Source organism: Termitidicoccus mucosus (genome assembly GCF_038725785.1).
Lineage (GTDB): Bacteria > Verrucomicrobiota > Verrucomicrobiia > Opitutales > Opitutaceae > Termitidicoccus > Termitidicoccus mucosus.
Genome location: NZ_CP109796.1, coordinates 1,093,085 through 1,109,559, shown reverse-complemented (window position 1 = coordinate 1,109,559; position 16,475 = coordinate 1,093,085). Strand labels below are relative to the sequence as shown.

At 59.6% G+C, this 16,475-nt stretch carries 6 protein-coding genes; 2 read left to right on the top strand and 4 right to left on the bottom strand.

The window, feature by feature from the left end:
- Positions 1 to 56: 56 nt before the first annotated feature.
- Together OH491_RS03775 and OH491_RS03770 are read left to right on the top strand one after the other, a co-directional pair.
- Positions 57 to 2,162 carry a hypothetical protein gene (locus tag OH491_RS03775; RefSeq protein ID WP_145928617.1) on the top strand — a complete coding sequence of 702 codons (2,106 nt, stop codon included), beginning with the start codon at positions 57 to 59 and terminating at the stop codon, positions 2,160 to 2,162.
- A 52-nt stretch (positions 2,163 to 2,214) separates the two neighbouring features.
- Positions 2,215 to 3,273 carry a uroporphyrinogen decarboxylase family protein gene (locus OH491_RS03770; protein WP_068769269.1) on the top strand — a complete coding sequence of 353 codons (1,059 nt, stop codon included), beginning with the start codon at positions 2,215 to 2,217 and terminating at the stop codon, positions 3,271 to 3,273.
- Between the two features lie 373 nt (positions 3,274 to 3,646).
- Here the strand turns inward: OH491_RS03770 and OH491_RS03765 are convergent, their stop codons facing one another.
- From OH491_RS03765 to OH491_RS03750, 4 genes are all read right to left on the bottom strand, one after another.
- Positions 3,647 to 4,678 (bottom strand): uroporphyrinogen decarboxylase family protein, encoded by a 1,032-nt coding sequence (locus OH491_RS03765; protein ID WP_084441923.1) that lies wholly within the window; start codon positions 4,676 to 4,678, stop codon positions 3,647 to 3,649.
- Between the two features lie 85 nt (positions 4,679 to 4,763).
- Positions 4,764 to 6,860, bottom strand: a complete 2,097-nt coding sequence (locus OH491_RS03760; RefSeq protein WP_068769271.1) for a glycoside hydrolase family 172 protein — start codon at positions 6,858 to 6,860, stop codon at positions 4,764 to 4,766.
- A gap of 55 nt (positions 6,861 to 6,915) precedes the next feature.
- Complete coding sequence (locus OH491_RS03755) at positions 6,916 to 10,884, bottom strand: SMP-30/gluconolactonase/LRE family protein (protein WP_068769272.1); 3,969 nt, start codon at positions 10,882 to 10,884, stop codon at positions 6,916 to 6,918.
- 45 nt (positions 10,885 to 10,929) lie between these two features.
- On the bottom strand, positions 10,930 to 16,461 hold the full coding sequence (locus OH491_RS03750) for an autotransporter domain-containing protein (protein WP_342750863.1): 5,532 nt from the start codon (positions 16,459 to 16,461) through the stop codon (positions 10,930 to 10,932).
- Positions 16,462 to 16,475 lie beyond the last annotated feature (14 nt).

Genomic DNA, 16,475 nt, shown 5'->3' with positions numbered 1-16,475 from the left:
TCAATCGGAGCGGCGGCTTGGATGAGCTGTTTGCAAGGCGTTTTACAAAAAATCCAATGAACTATAAACTAATAAAGTTATCCGGGATTCTGATCCACCTTTGCATGGTTTTATCCGCCATGCTTGCAATGTCCGTGCGCGCAGCGGAGGAGTCGATTGTTTTGGGGCCGGCCGAGAACGTGCCGGTAAAAATCACGGATTATTTTATTTTTACATCGGATCAGCCGGTGGTGCTGGAGATTTCTGTCCGCACGAGTGCCACGACGCTGGATGGACGCCAACTGGCTTATGAAGTGTGCGACTTTTGGGGCAATCGTATTGATCAGGGGATGGCCCGGATTCATCAAGCTGAGGGCAAAACCGGCATCTGCCTAAAGCCCAGGGTGCCGGGCTTGGGATGGTATCGCGTGGGGTTCTCCGCCGAGCCCGGCGACAGTTCTCTCAAAATCGGGTATGCCGCGAATCCAGAGCAAATATTGGATCAGGCGCGGTTTTTGACGTTTGCGGTGATTCCAAGGCCGCTTCCTCCGGAAAGACGCGCGCCGCAGTTCGGATTGGACACCGCCGTCTCCGCGTATGAGCGGAAATACTTGGAATTATCCGCGGAACTGGCCTCGGCCGCCGGGGTGGCTTGGTGTCGCGAACGATTTGATTGGCCACGGGTGAATCCGAATCCGGACCAGTTCAACTGGAATCACTTTGACAATGTGATGGATGCCTATGCCAGCCGCGGATTGGAAGTGATGTGCGTCTTTCAAAGAAGCCCGAACTGGACGCGGCGCGACGATCTTGTGCGTTTTCCTGACGATCTACTGGCCGCCCATCGCTATGGAATGGAAGTCGCGAGGCACTACAAAGGGCGGGTATTTGGATGGGAGCTTTGGAACGAACAGGATATCGCCCATTTTGGGGGAGGCACTCCCGACCACTACACGGCAATGGCCAAGGCGATTGCCCTGGGCATGAAATCCGTCCCAAACGGGCCGCTCGTTTCGAATGGACCATTTGCCCGCTCCCCCAATGTGTTTAACGAAATACTTTGGGAAAACGAGCTCACGCATTATCTGGACGCGTATGACTATCACGCCTACGCGCCTTTCACCGCGGGGAAATTTCAGGCGCAGGCCGAAATCCATCCCAGGGAGGCGTTCCGGCACGGGTTTCGGAACAAGGAAAAATGGATATCCGAGATTGGCGCGTTGTGGAGGCGGAGCGCGGAGAAGATAAGTTTTGAAAAAGCCCATGAAGGGCAGACGCACTATCTCGTGCGTGCCTACGCCGAATACATTGTCGGCGGAGTGGATCGCATCGGGTGGTTCATACTCCGCCCGTATTTCGGGCAGACGAAAGGCTCATTACAAACAGGTCTCGTCCGCGCGGACTGGACGCCTTATCCCGCCTACGTCGCGCTCGCCGTCATGACCTCGACTTTGGGCAAAGCCGAATACCAAGGGGATCTGCGTTTCGGCAGGTTGCAGGGATATGTTTTCGGCACCGGTCCGGGCCCCGGCAGGCGGGAGCAGGTCGCCATGGTGTGGAAGGAGGAGGGCGAGCCCGAAACGCTCGACATAAGAAAATTCGAAGGAGTCGAGGCGATCAATGTTATGGGGAGCCGGATTGACACCAGTCGGGGGAAAATCTCGGTCGGTCGAATGCCCGTTTATCTCAAATCCGTCGATTGGAGTGATCGCATCGAGAAGCCGGCAACCGTCTCCGGGGGCGTCAAGGAAATGAACTACCCCGACGATTGTGTTTTTGATGTGGTATTATTCGGCGTGATTGATCGCGACCGGATTATCCAACGGCTCGACGAACCGCTTGAAAACTTTGACTTTCTGGCCACGAACTGGGCGCCGGCCGCCTATCGTTTTACCCCTGGGGAAACCGTGAATCTCCAAATGGAAGTCTATAATTTCAGCGACCGGAAAATTGAGGGGACGATTCATTTTGAACCCGCGACCGGCGCCGAGGTGATCGTGTCTTCTCCATCCGTGGCTATCGGGCCGATGGGGAAGGCCGTGGTTCCGGTTTCCATCCGCACCTCTCTGGAAACGAAGGAATTCAAACTGAAGGCACGCGCGAGGGTGGGTGACGGCCAGACCACTTCCTGCGTGTCGCTTTGGCAGCCCAAGCCCAAAGCCGAATCCGGCAAGCACCCGTGAAATTCCGGCGCTAGCTGTTATACAGATATCGCCCGTCCGATTATTCCAGCACATGACTTCACAGGAACGAATCCTTTCCACGCTAAACCGTCAATCCGTCGATCGTCCGCCGGTCGATCTCTGGTGCGTGCCTGAGGTGCTGGACACGCTCAGATCATATACATCTTTGCAAGATGAATTTGAGGTGTATCGCGCGCTTGGAATCGACAAGATTGCATGGGTTTTCCCCGGATATGACGGGCGTTTTCCGGACCCGGATGACGGCGATGGAACCAACCCTTGGGGCGTGCCGACCCGCCAGGTCAAGGCCGGGCTGGCCACCTATCAAGAATATATCAATCCGCCCCTTGCGGGATATGCCGATCTCCGGCAGCTGGCCGATTATCCATCGTGGCCCAATCCGGATCTGTTTGATTACAATGGGGCCAGGGCGCTGGCCGGGAGGGCGAGATCGTATGATTTCGCGACCATTGGCCCTTGGATATCCCATTTTGAAATATACTGCCAGATGCGCGGTCTCGAAAACGCGCTCATGGACATTTTGACGGAGCCGGATTTTTTGGAGGCGGCGCTTGACAAAATCGATGCCATCCAGACCGCGATGCTTGAACGAATGCTCCAGGCACTCGGAGATAGCTTGGATATCATTTTTATCAGTGACGACATGGGGACGCAGGAGAGCCTTTTGGTTTCACTTGACGCCTGGGAGCGTCATTTCCGGGGCAGATTGAAGCGCTGGTGCGATCTTATCCATCAATACGGGAAAAAGGTGCTGTATCATACCGATGGCGCGGTGGCCCCCCTGATTCCCGGACTGATCGACTGCGGCATAGACATACTGAACCCAATCCAGCATGTCTGCGCCGGGATGGACAGGTTGAAGCTGAAGAACACACATGGGCAAGACCTCGTTTTCCACGGTGGCGTGGAGAATCAGGAAATTCTCCCAAGGGGGAGTGTTTCAGACGTGGTTAACGAAACCCGAACATGCATGAAAACATTGGGACAGGGGGGCGGTTATATTTGTTGTTCCTGCCACAATGTCCAAGCCGGGACACCGGTGGAGAACATACTCGCAATGATAAAGACTGTCCGCAATTGGGGCGGATAAAGCGAAACGCGGTTGCTCACGGAGCGGAACGGCGTTCAGGCAAGGGAGGTTTTGGAGACCAGGGCTGCCAAGGTTTTTCAGGTGAATCACCGACAGGGAGGCATCGACGCATCACCGGGTTTTCTGCATCGTGAGATAAAACCGGTGGGGCTCACGGCCACACGGAAATGTCATGTCGCGCCGCTGCCGGTCGCCCAGCACACTTCGGCCACGAAAAATCCCTATTGGGGAACCTAGATCCTGGCACAGTATCCTCACCTTTTTGGTCGATCCCTCGCCGGATCATGGCGACCACCGTGACGCGCCAGATCTGCGGCAGGGATGACTCCCAATGCATGAAATCTCGAAACCACATGTCATTGATTGCTTGCAATCAGCCTCCAAAGCCCGGCTGGCTTTGGGCCGCCTCTATAAATGCGAGGATGTTTTCGAGCGGCGTGTCACCCTCGACGGCGTGCGAGGGCGAAAATATGTAATTGCCGTCCAATCCCATTTGCAACAAACCAGTGCTTTCGTGACGAACGTCTTCCACCGTGCCATGCGGCAAGGTGCGTTGCATTGAAAGCCCGCCCCAAAACGAAAGGCGCCCGCGGTAGTTGTGATAAACCGTCTTGATGTCCATCGCCTCGGGCTGGAAGGGATTGAAGCAGTCCAGGCCGATACCAATCAGGTCGTCGAACAACTCGTCAACATCGCCGCAGGAATGGATGAACTGCCATTTCCCTGCGGATTTCGTGACGGCATACATGCGCTTAAGGCGTGGTTGTATAAACTCGAGCCACTTGGCGCGCCCCATGATCAAGCCGTGCTGCTGGCCCCAGTCGTCGCCGAAGTACACCGCGTCGATATCGTATTCCAGCGCCTTTTTCACCTGCGCGATATTATAATCGGTGATGGCGTCCAAGAGCGCGTGAACGAAGCGCGGATTTTCCACCATGTCCACCAAAAGGTTTTCCATTCCGCGCAGTGTCCAGGCGCGTTCGAAAAGTGAGAAGCCAAGGGTAAAAAGCCGAAAACGGTCGGGATAACGGGCGGAACACGTCACGATATCGTTGAAAAAACGCCGATCGCAGGGATCGGGAAAGGTGTAGTTGACGAGCGTCGGATCGGTCAGGACAAGTCCATCGACGCTGCCAATGTCTTTGTCTTGAGAACGATCCCAGACGACACCGAAGGCATCGCGAACGCGGTCGTTGCCGAGATCCTCGAAGAACCCTATCGCACTGCCCAGTTCAAGGATGTGGTTGCCGAGCACCGACTCCAAATCGGCATCATCGAAATGCTGTTGCAGGGTGTCCCAAGGCTCCTTTGTGAAACGGAAAGACCAAGGTGTGTAGGGCACCGCTTCACCTTGGAGGGCGCGGATTACCACCTCGCGTTTGCTCAAGCAGGTTGGAGGTTTCATTTTTGATAATTGTATCTCATGCGGTTGTTCTCTATCGGGCGCATCAGATGGAATCCGGGCCTGATGCCAAATGTATTTTATATCTTTATTCGAAAGACAGCCGGTCGATGGCGAAGTTGCTTTTGTTGATGGCGCCCTTGGCGTGCCTGACGAGTTCGATCTCAATCAAATTGCGGCCTTTAAGCAGATTCACCGGGCCGGCCTTGACTGTCTTGATGCCCGGCTCGTCGCTGCCCAGATCTAGTTTGCCGAAGACCTTTTTGCCATTCAGATAAATATCGGCCACGCCATGGTCACGCGCCGTGGTAAAAACTCCAGTCAATGAGCGAACGCCCTCAATGTTTGAATTGAAGCCGAAGGAGGCCCGGTAGCCTACCTCGGCATCCTTCCAGAACAACTGCACCCCGCCGCTCAGCGGCAGCGTGTCGTGCGACTGATAGGTGAACGACCCGGCAGGTGTGCTGATCCAAGTCAGGTTTTCCGCCTCCACGCCCAGGTTTTCGTCCAGCACGGGTGGATAAATATCGGCGCGGTCCAGCGCGACAGGTTCCCTGGCGCCGACGAGATCCCGGGCCGAGAGATTTTTTCCTCCGGGGAGCATATACCAAAAGGCAGTAGGCGCGTAATTGAGCCTGGAATAGAGCCAGGGAAACAGCTCCATGTCGAACTGGAGCGAGTTGGAGAACGGAATGCCATCCAGCGCGCGCATACGGACATTCACGCTGTAGCCCGGGCAAAAATTGCCCGTGCCCAAAGGCTGGGCGATGAAGGGGTGGTCGGTGAAGGTTTCCGAGCGGCACCAGGCGTATCCATAATAATCCTCCGTACCGGTGCCGAAATGAGAGGGAAATTTTTCACCGTCCACATAGATTTTCTCGTCCCCCTCGCCCCACCAGCGGTATCCCGTGTTGAACAGGACGAGCCCGTCTCCAACATAAACACCCTTTCCCTCAAGGCTGGCATAGCCGAGATCAACCGCCTGCTCGTAAGGCCCCGCGAGTATCTTGGTGTATTGCCGCCAGGTCGTGCCAAAGTGCATGGAGCGGTCGTCCCAGGTCCAGTCCTTTATGCTGGCGGACGCGTCGGTCACGCTGACGGGCTGGCTGCCTAGGTTGGACAAGGTGATCGTGCAATTTTTCGCAAAGGGCATGATCCAGTAGGATTGCATCAACCCGTCCTCGTCGGCCGTCGTGTACCATGTGTTTGTATATATTTGTTTATAACCGATGCCAAAAAAATCGCCGACGGGCACCCATACGGTTTTTTCGCCGTCAAAGGCGATTTCGAGCACGGTGGAGCGAAGCGCCTGCTCCTTGTTTTCGGCCTGGAGCCGCATCGCGAGGTGTTGGATCGCACCGGCGTTGTTGACCTCAAATGTCTTGCTTTCGCCGGGGCGCAGGCTGGCATCCAATCGAAGCTTCGCGCTTTCGGCCGAAAGTGTCCGTCCGCCGGCGGTGAGCTGTTTCAGGGTGGAGGCAATGATGCCCTTGTTCTTTTTCAACTCTGCCTCGGAATAAGAAACGACCTTTACGGAAGGGGCATAGGTGCGATAATTGATACTATAATATACGGCTTCCGTCCCCGGTTCATGCACGCGATAAGCGCCGTAATCGTCCTCGTGGACGCCTTCGCTCTCATAGGTGACCTTGCAACGTTTTGCATAGGGGATCGGAAAATACAAATTATGGCCGCGCCGCCTGTAGATGGTCGCCTCGGAGACGGAGGCCGCTAGCGGCGCACCGGTCACGAGACTACCACTTAGAATATCAAAGGCGCGCCCCTCGGCGACCGGAACCGGCGACTCGTCAATATAGATGCGCAGGGTGCCGCGCCCGCCGGCTTCCCCCGAGAAAGTCATCCAGAAGCGGACAATGGCACCCGGGCCTTCCGCATCCATCATGACAAACTCGCGGCGTCCCCGGTCCCGTTCCACGCGCAAAAACCAGGATCGATCCTTGTTGCCGAACCAACCGGGTTGATCCTTGGCGACGCTGGCGCGGTCGTAACTGCTGGCCTGTTTGCAGGTGAAGGCGGGTTCGGGAAACCGTGCACGCTCGTCGCGATCGACCATTTCCAGCAACAAGGACTCGATGGAAACCGTGTGCATGGCCAGGCCGGACAGCGTGGCGGCGCAGAGGCCGGCAATGAACAAAAGTGAACGCAGGCATATGTAGTATGGCATGATTTCGAGGGGGATGAGACGTTTATTGATGCCCGATCATGTCGTATTCAAAAGATCAGCGGAGGCCGCGATGGAGCAATGACCGGACCAGGAGCAGAAGGAGGAGGGGGAGGTAAAAACAGAACCCCGGCGAACCGCCGCCGCCGCCTTTGGAGCTATCGTTGTGATTTGCAATGGTGACGCGGGCGCCGATGCTCATGGTTTCCCCGAGTGTGTTATATGCCTTGACTGCATAAAGACCGTCATCCGATGCCTGCAAATTGGAGCGCATATAAGTGTCACCGATAGCCCCGGGAATTTCGTTGCCATTAAAATACCATTGATACAAAGGCGGCGGATGCCCGGCGGCAGCCGTTGAAAGAAGGAGGGTATCACCAGGGTTCAGCATTTGGTCGCTTGGTTGGATTTCGATGACAGGTTTTCCGGGCGGCTCGCCGGAGCGGAGAGTGTGGTTCCCGGTATCAGCCATGTACAATTTTCCGCCGGCATCCGCGGCGATGCCGGATGGATATTTGAAACGGGCGACGGAGCCTTCACCATCGGCGTCCCCGGGCGTGGCAGCCAGCCCCGCAAGTGTTGTCACATTGGCGGTGGCGAGAGCGATTTTGCGAATGATGCTGTTTCCCGTATCGAGCACATAGAGGTTGCTGCCGGATGCTTCGAGGGTGAGGGCGGAGGGTTCGTTGAATCGCGCGGCGGCACCCGCCCCGTCGCTTGCGCCGATACAGCCGGCCAGTCCGGCCAATGTGCTCACTTCCCCGGTAGCCGTGTTGATGCGACGGATGGTATTGTTGCCTGTGTCGGCGACGAAGATGCACCCGCCCGAGCCCGCCGTGATGGCGGACGGTGCGTTGAACCGGGCTGCCGAGAGTGGACCGTCGATGAATCCCGGTCGGCCCGCGCGTCCGGCGATGGTTGTCACATTGCCGCCATCCAGTTCAATTTTCCGGATAAGGTGGTTCTCGGTGTCGGCCACGTAAAGATTCTGCCCGTCCGCATCCAACGCGAGGCCGGTCGGCGTGTCAAAGCGCGAGGGATTATCAGTGGCGCCGCTTTGTGCCGGATCGCCGGCGATGATGCTGGCTTTGCCGGCGGGGGTGATTTTGCGGATGACGTGGTTAAGGGTGTCGGCGATGTATAAATTGCCTTTGCCGTCGGCGGCAATGCCCGTGGGGCTGTCAAACACGGTATCGACGGCGAGAGAGGAAACGACGCCGTCACGGGTGATCTTGCGGATGTCGTTGCCCGCGGAATCGACCGCGAAAACCAATGAGCCGGAAACGGCGATGCCAACCGGCGCGTTGAAACGGGCTGCGGTGCCGGTATTGTTGATATTGCCAGGGATTCCCGCGGAGCCGGCCAGGGTGCGGACATCCAAGGCGGGCAGGGGGATGCCGGGCGGCGCCTCCACTGCGAGTGTCAGTTGTCGAGGGGGAGTATTGCCGACGGCATTGCGCACCGTCATCTGGATGGTGTGGCTGTCACCGGTCGCCGTCGGGGGAGGCGTTCCGGAGAGAATACCGTTCTCATCAAGCGTCAGCCAGGCAGGAAGCGAATCCGCCTCATAAATAAAGGGCGGCGTTCCTTCCACGCGAAGGGCAAATGCGCAGGGCACGCCGGCGGTGAACACAATCGCATCCGCGCTGGTGACCACCGGAGGGCGCAGTGGCAGGGTTGTCACTGAAACCGGGGCAGACGGGGCGTCGGAGGCGGAACGATTATACACCCTGACGAAATAGGTTGTGCCCGGCGCCAAGTTCGCGACTGTCCGGCCCAAGGTGTCGCCCACATCGAGTTTATCATAACCCGGAATGTGATTTGCGAATCCGGCGTCGGTGGCCATTTCAATCATGTAGCCGGACGCGCCGGGCACGGGTTTCCAATCGAGGATGAAGCCGGTTTCGGTTATATCAAAAACTTCCGCGACCGGCGTTTTGTCGAGCGTCCAGCGAGAGGCGGTGGCGACGGCCGGCATGTTGCCGAAGGCGCCTTGAAAAACCACCATGCCGGACAAATCCGCCACCGGGGTTTTTAGTGTCAAGTCAAATGCCGCCCGGGCGCCGGGCGCGACTTGCACGGAGGAGACGACGCCGGCGGGAGAAATGGAGAAGCCGGCGGGCAGGGCGGCGGTGACGGCGCCGATGGCGGCGGTGTCGCCGAAATTATATATTTCGAGCGAGAACGGGATCTCCTCCCCGGCCTTGTAATTGTATCCGCGCGGGGAAAAGTTGGCGAGGACGGCATCCCAGTTTTCCAGCGGCGCGGTTGTCGGCTCCATGTTTTTCCGCGGGAACAGCGCCTGCATGACCACGGGCGCGGGCGCGCGGGGGGCGGCCCCGGTGGGCGGCTCCGGCGGCTCTGCGAGGTTTTGCCAGCCGGGGTTTTTTATATAAACAATGAAGCCCCTGGCGGCGACTTTTTTGCCGGCGCCGTCGGGGGCCAGCGCGAGCGGGTTGCCCATCACGTCGAACGCCTCCGCCTCCGGCGCGACGGACGGCAGGGAAATCTCGCCGGCGCCGGCGGGCGGGAGCACGGCGGCGACCTCGTCCCGTCCGTCGTTGAACAGCCAAGCGGCACCGGCGGCGAGCGGCACTTTTCCAATATAAGTCGCCGCGCCCAGATGCCGGGTCATCGCGGCGTAGGCGGGATACGCGGGCAGGGGCGACAACTGGGTGTCAACCATTCCCCATTGCGACGGCTTCGCCGTGCTGGTGCTTATGTAGGGGCGGACGATGAACCAAAAGACCGGCTTTATATTCCGGGCGATGCACTCCATGTAAGAGGCTCCCATTTGGGCGAGCTGGGCGCGCATCGCCGGCACCGCCTCCGTCGGCGCCGGCACCTTGTTGCGCGCGTAGGGCAGGCTGGTTTCGCTCAGCCAGACCGGCCGGTCGCCCAGACCAAGCTGGCGCGCGGCGGCGAGGTGCGTTTCCAGTGTTGCACCAAACAAGGCGGAGGTGGCGGGCGTGTAGGTGTGAAAACTGTAAGCGTCGAGGTAGGGCGCGAGGTCGTTGGCGGCGAGCAGCGCGGCGAAATCGCCGGCGTTGGGGTCGCGGGCGACCGGGCCGAGCAGGACGCGCGGCGCGGTCGCGGCGGAGGAAAGGCCGAGCGAGAGGGACTTGGCGACGGCGGCATAGCGGTCGGGCGGGTCGATGGAGAAGGCGCCGATGTCCTCCTCGTTCCAGGTTTCCCAGGCGCGCACCAGCGGGCCGAAGTCGAGCGCCAGCGCCCGGGCAAAATCACGGGCGGCGGACAAATCAGCCGGCAGCACATGCAGGCCGGCGTCCGCCGGGTGCGTCCATTCCGGGCTGGTTTGGATCAAGCCGAGAATATGAAAGCCGCGCTCCGCCAGCGCCGTGATATTTTGGCGGTTTGCCGCCCAATTATAGTTTCCCGGTCCCGGGTTGACCCTGCTCCAGCTGACGGTCTCGCGGGCCCAGCGCGCGCCCGAATATGCGGCCAGGTCAACCTGCGCCGAAATGGGACAGAACGGCTGCGCCAGCAACGCGGTCATGAGGCCGAAGGGGCTGTCCGGCGTCTGTTCGGGCGTGCGTGGCGCGGGCAGCATCGCGAATGTTATAAAATCATAATTTTCCGACGACGTGGTCTTCGCCCGCCGTTTCAGGCGGACGGATTGCCCGCCGATTTTCAGGGTCAGCTCGACCCTGAACCACCCGAGCGCGTTCACGGAGGGCTTGAGTATATAATCATATCCGTTCTGGCCGGCGCCGGCGGACGTGACCGTTATCGTTCCGGCGGGGTTATCCCATAGGTCAAAAACCGACGCGTCCAGCACGATCCCCGCGATCCCCTGTTGGTCTGTCAACAGGCGGATACGCAATTCGGTCTCGGCAGTCTCGCCGGGCAGAAAAAATGCCTTGGCATAGGCCCGTCCGGGCGCGGGGATACAATCAAACTCCATTTCGTCAGGCGCGGCGGCAGATGCCGGGGATGGCGGAAGCGCCGCAGCCAGCAGGATGGCAATAAGGAATTTTTTCATGGCGTTGAAAGGGTTCTTTTTCATGAAACGCGCAACCCTGTCGGATGCCCCGCCCGATGGCGGGAACCGTTACCATTTGTAAGAGCAACCCATGTTAAACATGTGGCTGCGCAGACTGCCGCCGTTATACCATGCAAAATCACCATTGATGGCGAATCTTTCGTTGATCTGGATCGAGAGACCGGCGTCTATTTGGAACCCCGAGCCTTTCAGATCACTGGCAAATGTGGCGCCATCCACGATCACCTTGTTGTCACCTTTGAATTCATACAGATAGCTCCCGCGGAGCCATGGGACGATTTTGGCATTCCCCCATTTCAGTTCCCGCCACACCTTGATGCCGGCACGTGTTTCCAATGAATCCGCGCTGTCGATCACATAATGGCGCCCCATGTAATCCTGCGTGTCGGCGAGGTTGCGGTGTTGGAAGACCAGTTGCAGTTGCGGTTCAGTCCGCCACGGTGTTTTGTCACTGAACACCATTCCGGTTTCGATTGATCCGGTCCAACTCGTGCCGTCTGTTTTAAAGTCCGGACGGCCAGGCACCGAGATGGCATAGTTTTCATCCGCGCCGCGCAGAATGGCGTCAACATACCAGCGGCCCATTTTCAATGTCCCATATATACCGTAGCCATCGGCTTCCGCCATGGTGGAAGAGGCTTTTCTTGCCTGGTCCATGTCCGTTTTCACATAATCGGCAAAAATGCCGAAGGAAAGCACTGCCGACTCGCCGGCATGCGACCAGTCCGCGCCCGCCTGGAGTCCGGTTGTCCGGGTTTTCGCCCCGTCATACAGGCCGCTGGTGAGCTTGTCGTTCCGGTAAAGCCCATTCAGCCAGAAAACGAAATTGTGCGAGGCGGAGGCGTCCCGGTTCCAGGCGAGGCGCTCGCTCAGCGCGCCGAGGGAGGCCTTGCTCATGAGAACCGAGGCTGTGTCCAACCCCGTGGCGGGCGGCACCTCGGGGGCAACATCGGTTTCCCAAATGCCGCCGGTGCCGCCGGCGTTGGGCGTGAACCACCACTCCTGCACGCCGTAAACCAGCAGGTTGCCGGAAGTTCTTGCGGGCATGGCGTCCACGGCGATGCCCTCGACAATATCATCCGGGGGCGTGACGCCTTCCGGCAGTCTGTATAAACCCGGTGAATGCTCGAAATACACGGTGGTCACGCCTGTCCCGGCACCGGTCACTTTGAATTTGTCCGACTGCACATACCGCCCGGTGCCGCTGCCGGCCACTTGGCCGACCGCGAGATGCAGCGTGCCGCCGTCGCTGGTGTAATTTCCGTTGACCGTGAGCGTGCCAAACTCGTCCGCGCCGCCGGCCTTGCCGACTCTGATCACACCGCGATTGGTGAGCGTGGCCGCAACAAGCTGGCCGGTGCCCGAAAGCGTGGCATTCGCCCCAATCAGGAGCGTCCTTTGCACGGTGACGGGAGCGCCGGACATCATGGATACCAGCCCATTCCTGATTTCCATTCCGCCGATATTCATCTGGCCGGATAATTGCAGGGTTCCGTCACCGTCTTTTATAAGCACCCCTTCGCCGGCAAGGTTTGAGGCAATGTTTATTGTTTTGGCCGATCCGGTTTGCACGGTTACCAGGTCGGAGGCGGCATGGCCAACGGTCCCTGTCCCGGTGAGGGTGCCACTGCCGGTCATATACGAACCGTTTTCCATGATAAGATTGGCCACGTGAAGCGTTTCGTTCCCGTCACCGGCAAGACCGATTTGCAGATTCGCGCCGTTTTCGATGTAAACACTGTGCTGCCCGGTGGCCTCCCCGACACCGCCGAAAACGGCGCCGTTGCGGGTGTTCACCCTGCCGCCGAGTTTTCCACCGGCGAGAAGAAGCGTGCCGCTGACATCGGTCACTCCGTTGAACAGCGAACTATCGGCGGTGAGCGCCAGGACTCCTCCGCCCGAGGTGGAGAACACCGAGGACGTCCCGCCTGACGACAGTTTGCCGCCAAGGACAAGTGTCCCGCCCGAGATCGTCACACCGCCGGTCGCTCCGTCGCCAATGGCGATTCCGCTTTCGATTGTGCCGGAGACGGCCGTCAAGGCTTGCAGCGTGCCGGAATTGATAAACTCAACGCCGGATGTGCCGGTGCGGATTTGATCGGCACTGGAGAACTTGATGATGCCGCCGGTGGTGCCGGCGCTTCCAAAAACAATGCCGCCCTCGAATATATTTGTCCCCGTGTTCGCGAACTCAAGGACTCCCGTGCCGGTCTTGATTAATTTTCCGGTGGCGGACTGGCTGGAGAGCCCGGCATCAACGCCGCTGGCGCTGATGTGTTGCGTCCCGGATACAATCCCGCCGTTGCCCGTGAACACATAGCCGTCGGCATTCACCAACATATCCGCGACCTTGACGCCGACGGACGCGACTTGGATCGCGCGGTCACCCGGCGCCGTGCCATCGCCGAATATGACGCGGTCTCCGTTGACAAACTGCTGTTTCCCGTCCGCGTTGTCCCACGCGTCGCTCGTGGTGTCCCAGATCGTCCCCGCCGTGCCGCTCCAGGTCATTACCCGGGAAACATCCGCGATGGTTTTCAGAAAAAGCTCCGCGCCCTCGCCATACAGGGTGCCGGATTGGCGGGCCGCGCCGGCGGTGGAGACGGACAACTGGTCCTTGATGCCGGCGAAGTTACCGAGGTTGAAGGTGCCGTCGGTAAAAATGCCGATCACGATGGTGCTGCTTTGCGCCAGCGCGCTGCCGGTCACCTTGAGATAATCGCTGCTGTTGTTCGCAAGCAAATCGAAGTAAAGGCTCGCATGGTCGAGCGTTAGGTCGGCGACCGTGATGGTGCCTGATGACGCCGCCGAGGTTCCGATGCTGAGCACACCGCCGTTTCTCACCACCATGTTGCCAAAGGTTCCGGAGCCGGAGAGCTTCGCGCCGTCTCCGTCCTGGTCGTCAATGGTGATGTCCGCATCGAGCCGGGTGCCATCGGCCACGGCCAGTTCGCCGCCCTTGATCTCGACCCCGCCGGAAAACGAATTGGCTCCGGTGTTGGCCAGCACCAGTTTTCCCGTCCCCTTTTTCGTCAGTTTGCCGGTGGCCGTAATCAAGCTGCCCTCCACACCGGTCGTGTTGCCCGTGATGCCGCCGGTGCCGCGAAATTCATAATCGGCAGTGCCCTCAATTGTCATACCCGAAACCACCACGCCTGGACCGGCGACGGTGATCGTGCCGGACGCCGCGCCGCCAAACGACACCAAGTCTCCGTTGCGGAAATAACGTTCCTCATTGCCTGCGCCACCATTGGACCAGTTCGCGCTTTCCAGCGCGGATGATTGCCAGATCCCGTCACCCGCCGATCCGGTCCAGGCCATATCGAGACTGGAAACAATGTTGGTCAAATAAAGGGTCTTGGCGGTGGCGTCCACCCCAAGTTGGACGTCATTGCGGGCCGTCTGCCCGGTGCCGCTGCCGAAAGAGAGGTCCAACTGCGCCGTCGTCAGCCCGCCCGTTTCCCATGACACCAGATTAAAGGAGCCAGTCTCGACCAGCCCGATGTTGATACTGGCGCGGCCCTCCATCGCCAGATCGGACAAGGCCGCCAGTTTATCCGATATATTGCCTGCATACAGATCCAGCCGGATGGCGGCGCCGTTTTCGAGCGAGAGATCGTTGGCGATGGCGAGTGTCCTGGCCCCTGCCGGTTCGTCAGCTCCCACATCTATCAATGATGCGTGAAGCAGATTCGACGCCGCGCCCACGGCAATCGTGCCGGAGCCACCGAGCGAGAGCGAGCCGCCAATGACCGGCGTGGCGCTGCTCGCCATTTCCAGCCGGCCTGAATCCCGGGCAACCAACCGCGCGCCGGATTCGATTTCGATGGCGCCGGCCTGAACCGTTCCGTTTCCGGCCAGCGTTGCGCCGGTTTTCAGGACAAAGCTACCCTGGTCATTCGCGGCCCCGTAGATCGCGCCTCGGGAGAGCCTGATTTCTCCCTGCTCAATGGTCGTGGTCGCGTTGATATTGGAATGGTGGTCGGAAAAGATCACGGTGCCCGCGCCGCTTTTTGTGACCATCACAGTCGCCCCGGATGCGGACTCAATGGGGTCATCAAAACGGACAGCCATGCCTGAGCCCGTATTCAGCACGAGCGTTGCGGATGATGCGAAATAGACGGCATTATTCGTCCCGCCCGTGGCAGCCAGTGTGCCTCCGGTGCTCACGGCGGCGGAGTCAATCGTCGCAGCTTGTTTGTTGCCACTGAAAACGATGTCGCCCGCCGAGGCGTTGAGCGTGAGCCGGGAGGTGCCACCCACATAAATCGCGCCGCCAAGGCCGCCGACGGTGTTGCCGGAGAGCTCCGCCCCGCCACCGATTTCGAAGGTGCTGTTGCCGGCGGCGTTGACGGCCCCTCCGTTGACTGAAGCGATATTGCCGGACAGGGTGCCGCCGCCGTTGATCAGCAGGCTGCCGACACTGACACCGCCGCCCGAGCCCATCGTCTGGTTTCCGGAAATATTATAATTGCCGGTGATGTCGAGCAGCCGCGCGGCGCGGAGCCCGCCGCCCGCATGTGTGGTGGCGGTGCCGCCAAAGTTGCCTGTCACCGTGAGCAGACCGCCCTTGAAGCTGATCTCACCGCTGGTGATCGCCCCGCCGCTGCCATTGCCGGCGCGATTATTGGTGAGGGTGACGGTGCCGGTCGTGGAGTCGAACTGGATGATCACCCGGTCATCCGTGGAGAAGGCACCGCCTTGGGCGACGGCACGGTTGCCGTCGAATGTGGCGTCGTCCTCGAAGCGGATTTTTTGCATGCCGAGATAAGTGTCGTTACTTTGTATATAAAACGCGCCGCCCTGTCCGGTGGAGGCGATGTTGTTTTTGAATTCGGCGGCGTCCTTGAATATAAGGGAATGTCCGGGGTGGGTGAAAATCGCGCCGCCGCTGGCAGCGGTGTTGCTGAAAAACAGAGCGGTGTTCTCGAAGGTGATGGTGCCGGAGCCGGCGGCGGTCGAGCCGAGGGCGCCGCCGAGGTAGGTGCCGCCGGCGGTGTTGCGGTCGAAAATCGCGGTGCCGGTGAAGGTGAGGTTGCCGGCTTTTTGCCAGTTGATCGCGCCGCCGTGGCTGCTGGCTGATTTGTTGCCCGAAAACACGAAATCGCCGTTCACCACAAGGTCGAAGCTGGCAGTGGAAACGCGAACAAACATGGCGTTCATGGCGGCATTGGAGACGATGACACGGTCGAGGTTGAGCGTGGCGGTGGCGGAGGCGGTGACGGGCTGGGGCGTGATGTCGAGCAGGCGGTAGGCGCCGCCGGCGGAGTTGAGCATGGCCCAGCCGTCGCCTTCGGCGCGGAAGGTGATGTCGGATTTTCCACCGAGGGTGGCGACCGCGCTTTGCGACACGCTGTCGGAGATGACGAGGGTCTGGCCGTTGGAGAGGACGAGACTGCCGTCGCCGCCCGAGATGGCGATGGTGCCGCCGGCGACGGTGGCGTTGACCGCCGTCGAGGGGCTGCCGCCCGTGAAGGTCACGACATCCGCGCGGCAGGCCAATGCGGCGGACAACAGTGAGATGGCGAGGGAGACAAGGCGCGCGACCGGGGCGAGGTGTATTTTGTTGTTTATATTCATGGGCGTTAAATAAA

Excerpts from the sequence above, each read along its gene's own strand:
- OH491_RS03775 (WP_145928617.1), top strand. The coding sequence starts at position 57 with ATGAACTATAAACTAATAAAGTTATCCGGGATTCTGATCCACCTTTGC.
- OH491_RS03770 (WP_068769269.1), top strand. The coding sequence starts at position 2,215 with ATGACTTCACAGGAACGAATCCTTTCCACGCTAAACCGTCAATCCGTC.
- OH491_RS03765 (WP_084441923.1), bottom strand. The coding sequence starts at position 4,678 with ATGAAACCTCCAACCTGCTTGAGCAAACGCGAGGTGGTAATCCGCGCC.
- OH491_RS03760 (WP_068769271.1), bottom strand. The coding sequence starts at position 6,860 with ATGCCATACTACATATGCCTGCGTTCACTTTTGTTCATTGCCGGCCTC.
- OH491_RS03755 (WP_068769272.1), bottom strand. The coding sequence starts at position 10,884 with ATGAAAAAGAACCCTTTCAACGCCATGAAAAAATTCCTTATTGCCATC.
- OH491_RS03750 (WP_342750863.1), bottom strand. The coding sequence starts at position 16,461 with ATGAATATAAACAACAAAATACACCTCGCCCCGGTCGCGCGCCTTGTC.